The organism is Dryocola boscaweniae (assembly GCF_025215095.1).
In the GTDB taxonomy this organism is placed as follows: Bacteria; Pseudomonadota; Gammaproteobacteria; order Enterobacterales; family Enterobacteriaceae; genus Dryocola; species Dryocola boscaweniae.
This window is the reverse complement of record NZ_JALHAP010000081.1, coordinates 46,744-59,160: the sequence shown is the minus strand read 5'-3', so window position 1 is coordinate 59,160 and position 12,417 is coordinate 46,744. Positions and strand designations below refer to the sequence as shown.

11 protein-coding genes are annotated in these 12,417 nt (G+C 54.6%); 6 read left to right on the top strand and 5 right to left on the bottom strand.

Features of this window, described 5'->3' with window-relative positions; translation table 11 throughout:
- Positions 1 to 52 precede the first annotated feature (52 nt).
- The 4 genes from xylR to xylF form a co-directional block, all read right to left on the bottom strand.
- Complete coding sequence (xylR, locus tag MUA00_RS15975; RefSeq protein WP_271124016.1) at positions 53 to 1,231, bottom strand: D-xylose utilization transcriptional activator XylR; 1,179 nt, start codon at positions 1,229 to 1,231, stop codon at positions 53 to 55.
- Between the two features lie 93 nt (positions 1,232 to 1,324).
- On the bottom strand, positions 1,325 to 2,506 hold the full coding sequence (gene xylH, locus MUA00_RS15970; RefSeq protein WP_271124015.1) for a xylose ABC transporter permease XylH: 1,182 nt from the start codon (positions 2,504 to 2,506) through the stop codon (positions 1,325 to 1,327).
- The gene (locus MUA00_RS15965; RefSeq protein WP_271124014.1) at positions 2,484 to 4,025 is read right to left on the bottom strand and encodes a xylose ABC transporter ATP-binding protein; all 1,542 of its coding nucleotides are present in this window, start codon (positions 4,023 to 4,025) and stop codon (positions 2,484 to 2,486) included. Before MUA00_RS15965 ends, xylH begins: the two co-directional genes overlap by 23 nt.
- A gap of 57 nt (positions 4,026 to 4,082) precedes the next feature.
- The gene (gene xylF, locus MUA00_RS15960; protein ID WP_271124013.1) at positions 4,083 to 5,075 is read right to left on the bottom strand and encodes a D-xylose ABC transporter substrate-binding protein; all 993 of its coding nucleotides are present in this window, start codon (positions 5,073 to 5,075) and stop codon (positions 4,083 to 4,085) included.
- A gap of 371 nt (positions 5,076 to 5,446) precedes the next feature.
- On the opposite strand from xylF, the gene xylA reads away from it, so the two are divergent.
- The 4 genes from xylA to MUA00_RS15940 all read left to right on the top strand — a co-directional run bounded on the left by xylA (position 5,447) and on the right by MUA00_RS15940 (position 9,956).
- Entirely contained in the window at positions 5,447 to 6,769 is a 1,323-nt protein-coding gene (gene xylA, locus MUA00_RS15955) for a xylose isomerase (protein WP_271124012.1), read from the top strand.
- A gap of 72 nt (positions 6,770 to 6,841) precedes the next feature.
- Positions 6,842 to 8,296 carry a xylulokinase gene (gene xylB, locus MUA00_RS15950; RefSeq protein ID WP_271124011.1) on the top strand — a complete coding sequence of 485 codons (1,455 nt, stop codon included), beginning with the start codon at positions 6,842 to 6,844 and terminating at the stop codon, positions 8,294 to 8,296.
- Positions 8,297 to 8,499: 203 nt separating this feature from the next.
- Entirely contained in the window at positions 8,500 to 9,042 is a 543-nt protein-coding gene (locus tag MUA00_RS15945; RefSeq protein ID WP_271124010.1) for an isochorismatase family protein, read from the top strand.
- Positions 9,039 to 9,956: a GlxA family transcriptional regulator gene (locus tag MUA00_RS15940; RefSeq protein ID WP_271124009.1), complete on the top strand. Its 918-nt coding sequence runs from the start codon at positions 9,039 to 9,041 to the stop codon at positions 9,954 to 9,956. The genes MUA00_RS15945 and MUA00_RS15940 overlap by 4 nt, the downstream gene beginning before the upstream one ends.
- Here MUA00_RS15940 and MUA00_RS15935 read toward each other — a convergent pair.
- Positions 9,953 to 10,948 (bottom strand): acyltransferase, encoded by a 996-nt coding sequence (locus MUA00_RS15935; protein ID WP_271124008.1) that lies wholly within the window; start codon positions 10,946 to 10,948, stop codon positions 9,953 to 9,955. The two genes, MUA00_RS15940 and MUA00_RS15935, sit on opposite strands and share 4 nt — an antisense overlap.
- Before the next feature lie 112 nt (positions 10,949 to 11,060).
- Between MUA00_RS15935 and MUA00_RS15930 the strand changes: the two genes are divergently transcribed.
- Both MUA00_RS15930 and glyQ read left to right on the top strand, forming a co-directional pair.
- Positions 11,061 to 11,378, top strand: coding sequence for a YsaB family lipoprotein (locus MUA00_RS15930; RefSeq protein WP_333780882.1), 318 nt, complete (start codon positions 11,061 to 11,063; stop codon positions 11,376 to 11,378).
- Between the two features lie 118 nt (positions 11,379 to 11,496).
- On the top strand, positions 11,497 to 12,408 hold the full coding sequence (gene glyQ, locus MUA00_RS15925) for a glycine--tRNA ligase subunit alpha (RefSeq protein WP_271124007.1): 912 nt from the start codon (positions 11,497 to 11,499) through the stop codon (positions 12,406 to 12,408).
- The last annotated feature ends 9 nt before the right edge of the window (positions 12,409 to 12,417 follow it).

The following is a 12,417-nucleotide window of genomic DNA, read 5'->3' as shown; positions in this document are numbered from 1 at the left end:
AAAGTTAATAAAAAAACATTACACGCCTTCAATCTGAAGGCGTTTTTTTTAATTAAACCAGGATCTCGCTGTGACGTTCCCGATGCTCTTTTGGCGTTGCATCGTACTCTTTTTTAAATACCGAATAGAAATACTGCAGCGAAGGATAACCGCACATTTGCGAAATTTCATTTATCGACAAGGATGTAGAAATCAGCAGGCTGCGCGCTTTCTCCAGCTTTTCCGCATGGATAACCGCATGAATAGTTTCACCCACTTCTTCTTTAAATCGCTTTTCAAGATTGGAACGTGAAATACCTACCGCATCCAGCACCTGCTCTACCTTAATGCCCTTGCAGGCGTGATTGCGGATGTAATGCATCGCCTGAATGACCGCCGGATCGTGCAAAGAGCGGTAATCCGTTGAGCGCCTTTCCACCACGCGCACCGGCGGCACCAGAACCCGTTGTAGCGGTAACGCTTCGTTATCCAGCAGGCGGTGCAGCAGCTTGGCCGCCTGGTATCCCATTTGCCGTGTGCCCTGCGCCACGGATGACAGCGCAACGCGGGACAGATAGCGCGTCAGCTCTTCGTTATCGATACCAATCACGCAAAGCTTTTCCGGCACCGGAATATGCAAGTGCTCGCAAACCTGCAGCAAATGGCGCGCTCTGGCATCGGTAACCGCAATAATGCCCGTCTGCGGCGGCAACGTTTGCACCCAATCCGCCAGCCGGTTTTGCGCGTGCTGCCAGTTTTCCGGCGCGGTCTCGATCCCCTGATACACCACGCCGCGGTATTTTTCCTCAGCAACCAGCTCACGGAAGGCATGCTCGCGCTCCACCGCCCAGCGCTTATTGCTTGAACCCGGCAGGCCGTAAAAAGCAAAACGCTGCACGCCCTTTTCTTTCAAATGTAAAAACGCGCTCTGCACAAGAGCGTGATTATCCGTTGCGATATAGTGCACCGGCGGATAATGCTCGGGCCTGTGATACGAGCCGCCCACGCCAACAATCGGCACATCGGCCCCTTTAAGTAACCTTTCGATTTCCGTATCGTCAAAATCCGCAATCACCCCGTCCCCCAGCCACTCCTTGATGTTATCGATACGGGCGCGAAAATCTTCTTCGATAAAAATGTCCCATTCTGATTGAGACGCCTGCAAATATTCGCCAACGCCTTCAACGACCTGACGGTCGTAAGCTTTATTGGCATTGAATAACAACGTAATGCGATGACGTTTCTCAAACATGCTAAAAGTTCCTGAAATTACCCGGTATCTGAATACCATAGCAACGGCAAAGCCGGGGAACCTTGCCCCGGCATTGTGATCGCTTGCACATTCTCACGCCCGACGTTTTGTTGCCGAGTCCATCCACACCGCCAGCAGCAAAATGGCGCCTTTAACGATGTACTGCCAGAACGTCGGGACATCCATCATGCTCATCCCGTTATCGAGCGAAGCCATAATAAAGGCGCCCATCACCGCGCCGGCCACGCTGCCGACTCCGCCTGCAAGGCTGGTGCCGCCAATCACGCACGCGGCGATAGCATCCAGCTCGGCAATATTCCCCGCAGAAGGAGAACCGGCCCCCAGGCGCGAACTCAGAATCAACCCGGCAATCGCTACCATCAGCCCGTTAATGGCAAATACGGCAAGCTTGGTGCGCTCCACGTTAATGCCCGAAAGGCGCGCCGCTTCGATATTGCCGCCAATGGCATAAATGCGGCGACCAAACGCGGTACGGGTCGCCATAAACATGCCGGCGAGCAACAGCAGCGTCAGAATCAGCACCGGCGTGGGAACGCCGCGATAATCATTCAGCAGCCAGATTGCTCCCAGCACGATGACCGCAGTTACCGCCTGTCGCCCAACAACGCCCGTTGAAGCGGGTGTGGCCAACCCAAGCGCCTGCCGACGCACGCGAAGCCGCCATTGCCAGGCCACAAACGCCATCAGAGCCAGGACCCCGACGCCAAAGCCAATACCATCCGGCAGGTAGCTTTGCCCGATTTGCGACATCGCAGCGCTTGTTGGTGAAACGGTTGTCCCGTTGGTGATGCCAATCAGCACGCCGCGAAAGGCGAGCATACCCGCCAGCGTAACGATAAACGACGGCACTTTGCGATACGCCACCCACCAGCCATTCCAGGCTCCCAGCACCAGGCCGAGCGCAAGCGTAACGACGATGGTCAGCGGCAGCGGCCAGCCCAGCCAGACGTCGAAAATCGCCGCCACACCGCCCAGCAGACCCATCATAGAGCCAACGGAAAGATCAATTTCCGCAGAGATAATCACAAACACCATGCCTACAGCCAGAATCCCGGTGATGGCCGTCTGGCGCAGAAGGTTTGAAACATTTCGCGCGCTCAGATACGCGCCGTCCGTCATCCAGGTAAAAAACAGCATGATGACGACAATGGCGGCAATCATGACAAACACTTGCAGATTAAGCGCCTTCAGGCCGCCGAAGGGCGAAGCAAGTGGCGCGGCAAGCTTGATTTCAGACGGGTTGCTTTTCGACATGATGGTCACTCCTCAGTGCGGCTTCCATGACCTGCTCCTGGGTCAGGTTGTGGTTAATCAGGTTGGCTTTGATACGCCCCTCGTGCATGACCAGCACCCGGTCGCTCAGACCCAGCACTTCAGGCAATTCAGAGGAGATCACAATCACGGCAATCCCTTGCTGTACCAGTTGATTAATGAGCTTGTAGATTTCATATTTGGCGCCGATATCTATGCCCCGAGTTGGCTCATCGAGAATAAGAATGCGCGGGTTAAGCAGCAGGCAGCGGGCGAGAATCGCCTTTTGCTGATTGCCCCCGCTCAGGCGGCCGATTGCCAGCCCCGGCGACGACGTTTTGACTTTCAGGCGTTGAATAGACTGTAAAATGCAGTTTTGTTCAGCGGCATCGTCCAGGCTGCTTAACGCGCCAGTGAACTGGCCAAGAGACGCCAGCGTGATGTTCTGCCCCACCGCCATTACCGGCACAATACCGTCTCTTTTACGGTCTTCCGGCACCATGGCAATACCGTGGGCAATCGCCTGCTGGCAGCGGGTGATTTTTACCGGTTTGTTGTCGATAAAAATCTCGCCTTCCGATTTGCCCGGCCAGACGCCAAACAGGCACTGAACGGCTTCGGTGCGTCCGGCTCCCACCAACCCGGCAATGCCGAGAATCTCTCCTTTGCGCAGTGAAAACGAAATGTCGTTTACGCGTTTGATATGCCGGTTGACCGGATGCCAGGCGGTAAGGTGCTCCACACGCAGAATCTCCTCGCCCGTTTGATGCGGCTCGCTCGGATAAAGCGCCGTAAGCTCACGACCAACCATCATGGTGATGATATCGTCTTCGCTCATCTGTTCGGCATTGCGCGTGCCGATAGGCTGCCCGTCACGGATAACGCAGATAGAATCAGAGATGGCTTTTACTTCGTTGAGCTTGTGAGAAATGTAGATGCAGGCGATACCATGAGCCTGCAGATCGCGAATAATCGTTAATAAGACCTCCGTTTCGCGCTCCGTTAGCGAAGCCGTGGGCTCATCCAGAATCAGCAGCCGTACCTGCTTGTTGAGCGCTTTAGCTATCTCAACCAGTTGCTGCTGACCAAGCCCCAAATCGCCCACGCGGGTGTCCGGGGAAATATTCAGGTTCACCTGCGCCAGCAGCTTCTGACAGCGAAGCGTCATGCTGTCGTAATCCAGCATGCCGTGGCGCGATATCTCGGCACCGAGGAAAATATTCTCAAGGATGGTGAGATGCTTTACCAGCGCCAGCTCCTGGTGAATGATGGCGATGCCTTTGCGTTCGGTGTCGCGAATGTGGCCCGCCTGCAGTTGTTCACCCGCAAACCAGATTTCGCCCTCGTAGCTGCCATAGGGGTAGATGCCGCACAGCACTTTCATCAGCGTCGATTTCCCGGAGCCGTTCTCGCCGCACAGCGACATCACCTCGCCGGCATTGACCGACAGGCTGACGTTGTCCACCGCCTTCACCACGCCAAAAGCCTTGGTGATGTTCTTCATTTCCAGCAAGTAAGGCATAACCTCTCCCCCGCCTGGCCAAAATTGCCGCCCGCAGCAAGCTACGGGCGATATGGGTTAGAGTTCGCTTTTTTTGTGGAAACCATCGGCCACCACGGTGCTGTCGATATTGGCTTTATCCACTTCAATCGGCGTAAGCAGGCGGGATGGAATGTCTTTCAGACCGTTATTGAGCGTGGCATCAGAGGCAGGCTGTTTGCCCTCGCCTAATTCCACCGCGATTTCAGCGGCAGTATTTGCAAGCCTGGTTATCGGTTTATAAACCGTCATGGTCTGCGTACCGGCAATAATGCGTTTCACGCCAGCGAGATCCGCATCCTGACCGGAAATTGCCACTTTGCCCGCCAGCCCCTGCGCGCTCAGTGCCTGAATAGCGCCGCCCGCGGTGGCATCGTTGGAAGCGACGACGGCATCAATTTTGTTGTTATTCGCCGTCAGCGCATTTTCCATAATTTTCAGCGCGTTTTCCGGCAGCCAACCGTCCGCCCATTGGTCGCCAACGACTTTTATTTTCCCGCTATCGATATACGGCTTTAATACTTTCATCTGGCCGGCACGGAACAATTTGGCATTATTATCAACGGGTGAACCGCCCATTAAGAAATAATTACCGGAAGGGACTTTATCGACAATGCTCTGCGCCTGCAATTCACCTACTTTTTCATTATCAAAAGAGATATAAAAATCAATATCTGCGTTATTAATCATACGGTCATAGGCTAATACTTTTATGCCTTCGCGTTTTGCTTCAGCGACCACATTACTTAATACCTGGCCGTTGTAAGGAATAATGACCAGCACATCCACGCCACGGTTAATCATGTTTTCGATTTGCGACATCTGGGTTTCTTCGTTGCCGTTGGCAGACTGAACAAACACTTTGGCGCCCAGCGATTCGGCTTTTTTCACAAAAATATCGCGGTCCTTTTGCCAGCGCTCAAGGCGCAGGTCGTCGATGGCCATACCGATTTTTACTTCTTTTGCGATGCCGCTCATGGAGGTCAGAACGAGCGAGGCACACAGGGTCAGTAAGAGGTTCTTAATCTTCATATTATTGTTACCTGTAGGGTGGTGATTATTCGGATTAAAGAATTGTTTACATGTGCAGACGGGGGAATTGTTGACGCTGAATGAAGAACCGGCAATTACAGATTTTTATCTTCCCATTATGATTTTTGGTTTAATTGTCAATTTATGATGGGGATCTTCTTTTAAATTAGCTGACTCATCACTTTCCATAATTTATGGAATAGACCTCGAATGTTTTTCTTGTATATTTTTCAGCGATTTTTGCGAGGCGGCGCACGTTTGGGTATTCTCTGAAGCGCAGTGTGAAATAACGTAATTGAGCATCCGTCGAGGAAAATCCAGGATAAGTACACATTCGCCTGGCCGCAGTTTTCCTGATTACGGAGTTCATTATGCAAGCCTATTTCGACCAACTTGATCGTGTTCGTTTCGAAGGTCCTGAAACCACCAATCCCCTGGCGTTCCGCCATTACAATCCAGATGAGCTGGTGCTCGGTAAACGCATGGAAGAGCATCTGCGTTTCGCCGCCTGCTACTGGCATACCTTCTGCTGGACCGGAGCGGATATGTTCGGCGTTGGCGCGTTTGAGCGCCCGTGGCAGCAAGCGGGGGATGCCCTTGCCCTGGCAAAACGTAAAGCCGAGGTCGCCTTTGAATTCTTCCATAAGCTCAACGTGCCGTATTACTGCTTCCACGACGTGGATGTTTCCCCGGAAGGCGCGTCGCTTAAAGAGTACCAGAATAACTTTGCGCAAATGACCGAACTGCTGGCGCAAAAACAGCAGGAAACCGGCGTGAAGCTGCTGTGGGGGACGGCGAACTGCTTCACCCATCCTCGCTACGGCGCGGGCGCCGCTACCAACCCGGACCCGGAAGTGTTTTCCTGGGCGGCCTCTCAGGTTGTTTCAGCGATGAACGCAACGCATCAACTGGGCGGTGAAAACTATGTGCTGTGGGGCGGACGCGAAGGCTATGAGTCTTTGCTGAATACCGACCTGCGCCAGGAGCGCGAACAGATTGGCCGCTTCATGCAAATGGTGGTTGAGCATAAACACAAAATTGGCTTCCGCGGCACGCTGCTTATCGAGCCAAAACCGCAGGAACCGACCAAGCACCAGTACGACTACGATGTGGCGACGGTTTACGGCTTCCTGAAACAGTTCGGTCTGGAAAAAGAGATCAAGGTAAACATCGAAGCGAACCACGCCACCCTTGCCGGCCACTCTTTCCATCATGAAATCGCCAGCGCCATTGCGCTTGGCATCTTCGGTTCAGTGGACGCTAACCGCGGCGACCCGCAACTGGGCTGGGATACCGACCAGTTCCCGAACAGCGTGGAAGAAAACGCGCTGGTGATGTACGAAATCCTCAAAGCGGGCGGCTTTACCACCGGCGGGCTAAACTTTGACGCCAAAGTGCGTCGTCAGAGTACCGATAAATATGACCTGTTCTACGGCCACATCGGCGCGATGGACGTCATGGCGCTGTCGCTGAAAATCGCCGCGCGCATGATTGAAGACGGCGAGCTGGATAAACGCGTGGCGAAACGCTACGCCGGCTGGAATGGTGAACTCGGCCAGCAAATTCTGAAAGGGCAGATGTCCCTTGCGCAGATTGCGCAGTACGCTGAACAACACAATCTGGCGCCGCAGCACCAGAGTGGTCATCAGGAACTGCTGGAAAACCTGGTTAATCACTACCTGTTCGACAGATAAGTGCGCCGTTCACACAATCATCATCTTGCCTGCGCCACGTTCTGCGTGGCGCAGCTATAAGGAGTGGCCATTATGTACATCGGAATCGATCTTGGGACGTCGGGCGTCAAAGCGATTTTGCTCGGAGAAGAAGGTGAAGTGCTGGCATCCCGCACCGAACCGCTGAGCGTCTCTCGTCCGCATCCATTGTGGTCGGAACAAGATCCTGAGCACTGGTGGCAGGCAACGGACCGGGCGATGAAGGCGCTGGGTGAACAACATTCTCTCACGGACGTAAAAGCGCTGGGAATTGCCGGACAAATGCACGGCGCAACGCTTTTAGACAGCAAGCAGCGCGTGCTTCGTCCGGCTATTTTATGGAACGACGGCCGCAGCGGCGAAGAGTGCGCCCTGCTGGAAGCCAACGTCGAAAATTCTCGCGACATTACCGGCAACCTGATGATGCCGGGTTTTACCGCGCCAAAACTGCTGTGGGTCGAACGCCACGAACCCGATATTTTTGCGCAAATCAACAAGGTGCTGCTGCCTAAAGATTACCTGCGCCTGCGCATGACGGGCGAATTCGCAAGCGATATGTCCGATGCGGCAGGCACGATGTGGCTTGATGTCGCAAAACGCGACTGGAGCGACACGATGCTCGACGCATGTCGCATGAGCCGCCAGCATATGCCCGAATTATTTGAAGGCAGTGAAATAACCGGCGTGCTGAAAGCTGAGGTCGCACAGGCATGGAACATACCGGCCGTTCCGGTAGTGGCAGGCGGCGGCGATAACGCCGCAGGGGCTGTCGGCGTCGGCATGGTGGATGCCGGGCAGGCCATGTTATCCCTTGGAACCTCGGGCGTTTATTTTGCCGTCAGCGACGGATTCCGCAGCAGGCCGGAAAGCGCGGTACACAGCTTCTGCCATGCGCTGCCAAACCGCTGGCATTTAATGTCGGTAATGCTCAGCGCCGCCTCCTGCCTTGACTGGGCGGCAAAGCTGACCGGATTAGGCAGCGTTCCGGCGTTGCTGGCCGCAGCCGAACAAGCGAACGAAGATGCAGGCGTGGTCTGGTTTCTGCCCTATCTTTCCGGCGAGCGCACGCCGCACAATAATCCCCAGGCGAAAGGCGTTTTCTTCGGCTTAACGCATCAGCATGGCCCGGCGGAACTGGCTCGCGCCGTGCTTGAAGGCGTCGGCTATGCCCTGGCAGACGGCATGGATGTGGTGCATTCGTGCGGCATCACGCCAAAGAGCGTCACGCTTATCGGCGGCGGCGCACGCAGCCCCTACTGGCGCCAGATGCTGGCGGATATCAGCGGACAAACGCTGGATTACCGCACCGGAGGCGATGTCGGCCCGGCGCTTGGCGCAGCGCGTCTGGCGCAAATCGCTGTTTCGCCCGGGCAGTCGCTGCAGTCGCTGCTTCCACAGCTCAAACTGGAACAGCAGCACCAGCCGGATATGGCGCGCCATCAGCGCTATGCCGGGCGTCGGCAGGTGTTTAACCAGATTTATCAGCAGCTTTTGCCGTTGATGTCATGATATTTTTTGTAGGGTGGATGGCGCCTGCGCTTATCCACCCTACAAGACATTTCGCAACACGGGTCGGATAAACGCAGGCGCCATCCAACTTTGCAAAGTTTATAACAGGTCCCGATTCACCCTCATCCTGTCCGTTTCTGGTATTAGCAACAGGATAATCCCTTGTCACAATGGCCTCATACCCACCGATGAGGAGTCTGAAAATGTCCCGTTCCGCGCTGATTAATATCGATACGCAGCAATCTTTTTTCCATCGTGACTACTGGCAGGAAAATGACTTGCCCGCTTTTCAGCAGGCCATTACACGGCTAATTTCCGGCTGTCAGGATTTGAATATTCCCGTCGTTGATATCTTTCACGAAGACGGCGACGACCCCTTTGCACGCGCCTCTGGCTTTGTGAAACCGATGCCTTTTCTTACCCACAAGGCAAATGTCACCTTTGAGAAACACGTCCACAACGCTTTTACCGACACCGGGCTGGATCACTGGCTGCGGACACGCGACATCAATCATCTGATTATCTGCGGATTGCGTACCGAACAGTGCTGCGAAACTACCACGCGCGTGGCGTCGGATTTGGGCTATCGCGTTTCTTTTGTCAGCGAAGCCATGCTCACCTTCCCGATGGAGTGGAAAGGCGTTACGCTGGATGCCGCTACCCTGCGCCACCGTACAGAAACGGTGCTGGCGGGCCGTTTTGCGGATATTCAAACCGTTGCTGAGTGCCTGGAGTCGTTATCGTGAGTATTGGGGTCTGGTTCGTTGTTTTGCCTGGCGTGCTGTCGCTCGATCTCACGGGGCCTGCGGAAACGCTGGCGCTTGCCGGGGACGCGTTTCACCTGCATTTCATCGGCCCGGCCCCACAGGTTACCACCTCAATCGGGCTCAGTTTTGGCGGCATTGAACCGCTGCCGGATAGTTTGCCGCCCGGCAGCCTTCTGGTGTTGCCGGGCGTATGCGATTCAAACCGCTTCTTCGATACTCCGCAGGCCGAGGAGGTACGCCGCTGGCTCACCCGTCTGCAACCGCAGATTCACAGCCAGCAGCTTAATCTGGTATGCGTTTGCTCCGGCTCGCTGTTGGCCGCAAAAGCCGGGTTGATGAACGGGGTGCAGTGCACCACCCATCACGATGTGCTGGCAAGATTACGCGCCGCCGCGCCCACCGCTCAGGTAAAAGATAACCGTATTTTTGTCGAAGACCGGGGGATCTGGACAAGCGCCGGCATCACCTCAGGCATTGACCTGACGCTGCACCTGATTAATCGCTATTGCGGGCCGAAGGCCGCGTTAGACGTGGCTCGCGAGATGGTCGTGTGGTTTCGCCGTTCGGGAGACGATCCGCAGCTTTCGCCCTGGCTGCGCTACCGTAATCATATTCATCCGGCGGTGCATCGCGCGCAGGATTTGCTATCGGCGGCGCCTGAATCTGCCTGGAGCGTGCAGGAGATTGCCGACAAAGTGCACGTCAGTTCGCGTCATTTATCGCGGCTTTTTCAGCAGCATCTGGGCATATCGGTGCGGGATTATCTGGAACAGCTACGGCTTGCGGTTGCCGAGCAGCGTTTATTGCAGGGCACCCGCATCGAGCAGGCTGCCGTGGCGGCAGGATTTTCCTCCCCACGCCAGCTCCACCGGGCACGCGCCCGTAACGCTTAGCTCACAAGCTTACGGGTATCTATTCGCTGCAAGCCCATCGACAGCAACAGGCTACACACCAGCGTCGCGCCGAAAATCCACAAAATATCCAGCACCGGCGAAGTAGTGATTTGATAGCCATGCGTGCGCAGGAAATGAATTATCAGCGCGTGAAAACCATAAATTCCCAGCGAATGCCGCGAGATAAACGCCAGGCCCGGTACTGGCCGCGAGTTGAGGCAATTCTTCACCAGAACCAGCAGGCTGATGGCGGCGATAAATACCAGCGGCCCGCAGTAAACGTAGAAAGTGTCAGAAAAATTACCGTTTATTTCCAGTTGGTTACGCGTACCTAAAGAAATCGATATCACGCAAATTGCGAACAATCCCGCCGCCTGCGCGCTTATCCAGCCTTTTTCCGTTTCCAGCATGCCAATCGCCCGGCCCAGCAGGCCGTAGAGCACGTAATAAAACGTATCGCCGCGAATATAGAGATTAACGGGCAGCCATTTCACCTCGCCGAGCGTTTGCGGCACGGTATTGGGATTAGCGATAACCCCCAGCAAAACCATCAGCCCTAAAATCACCGTCGCGTTGACTTTTTTCACCTGAATCAACGGGGAAAGCAGGTAAATCACAATTATCGCGAAGAAAAACCACAGGTGATAAAAGACGGGTTTTTGCAGAATATAGCGCAGCGAAAGTCCGGCGCTGATCGGCGTGAAAAGCTTGATATAGAGAAGCGCAATCAGGCTATAAAACAGCAGGCACAGCCCGATGCGCAGGAAATGGCGCTGCCGGGCGCTGCGTTCGCCAAAAAACAGATAGCCTGAGATCATAAAAAATAACGGGACGCTGACGCGTGAGGCCGAATTCAGCACATTCGACAAATCCCAACTGAATGGAGTGACCATGCTCGCATTAGTGATGTACCAGGTTGTGGTATGGATCATCACCACCATCAGGCACGCGATGCCGCGCAGGTTATCAATCCAGTTAATTTTTGGCTGCATTCGTTCCTCTGTAAAAATCTTAAAAAGCAAATCCGCGGCTTTCTGTGTTTGCAGAATACGGGCTGCTCGTAAATAGTGAATAACAACAATAAGTTTAACTTACCGATAACCAATGATGATGCCAGAAAAGAAAAATAGCTGTTGGGCGCTGGCGCTGGCCGCGCTCCTGCTAAGCTCGTGCGCTTCTACCCAATCGCATCCCCAGTTCGCGCAGCAGGCTCATACGCCGGTCGTACAAAATGCCGAAATGGTGGAAACCTGTAAACAGGAAGCGGCGCATCGCTATAACACTCGCGCTCAGCGAATAAGCGTGCTCGATCTTAAGCAGTATCAGGGGAGTTTTGAGATAAAGGGCAGCACCACGCGCCAGGAAGGATTTACCTGCTCCTTTGACGAAAGTGGTCAATTCTTACACCTTTCGACGACTTAAAGCCGCAACCAAAGGCAAACAGCTCTTTTTTGCGCGTGGATTCGGGCTGTATATCTTGCGGTCAACGGGTATACTGGCCGCTTCACTTTAAACCCACTCGAACGCGTGCGAAATCAACATGCAAAAGTTTGACACCAGGACCTTTCAAGGCCTGATCCTGACTTTACAGGATTACTGGGCCCGCCAGGGCTGCACCATTGTTCAACCTCTGGACATGGAAGTCGGCGCTGGCACCTCTCACCCGATGACCTGCCTGCGGGCTTTAGGGCCGGAACCAATGGCTACCGCGTATGTGCAGCCGTCCCGCCGTCCAACCGATGGCCGCTACGGTGAGAACCCGAACCGTTTACAGCACTATTATCAGTTCCAGGTGGTGATTAAGCCGTCACCGGACAATATTCAGGAGCTGTATCTCGGGTCTCTTAAAGAGCTGGGTATGGACCCGACTATCCATGATATTCGCTTCGTAGAAGACAACTGGGAAAACCCAACGCTTGGCGCCTGGGGTCTGGGTTGGGAAGTGTGGCTAAACGGCATGGAAGTGACGCAGTTCACCTACTTCCAGCAGGTTGGCGGCCTCGAATGTAAGCCAGTCACCGGCGAAATCACCTACGGTTTAGAGCGTCTGGCGATGTATATCCAGGGCGTGGACAGCGTTTACGATCTGGTCTGGAGCGACGGCCCGCTGGGTAAAACCACCTACGGCGACGTGTTCCATCAGAACGAGGTTGAGCAATCAACCTACAACTTCGAGCACGCCGATGTGGATTTCCTGTTCTCCTGCTTCGAGCAGTACGAGAAAGAAGCGCAGCACCTGCTGGCGCTGGAAAATCCGCTGCCGCTGCCGGCTTACGAACGCATTCTGAAAGCGGCGCACAGCTTCAACCTGCTGGATGCGCGTAAGGCCATCTCGGTGACCGAGCGTCAGCGCTATATTCTGCGTATCCGTACGCTGACCAAAGCCGTGGCCGAAGCCTATTACGCTTCTCGTGAAGCGCTTGGCTTCCCGATGTGCAATAAGAATAAATAAAGAGGCTGG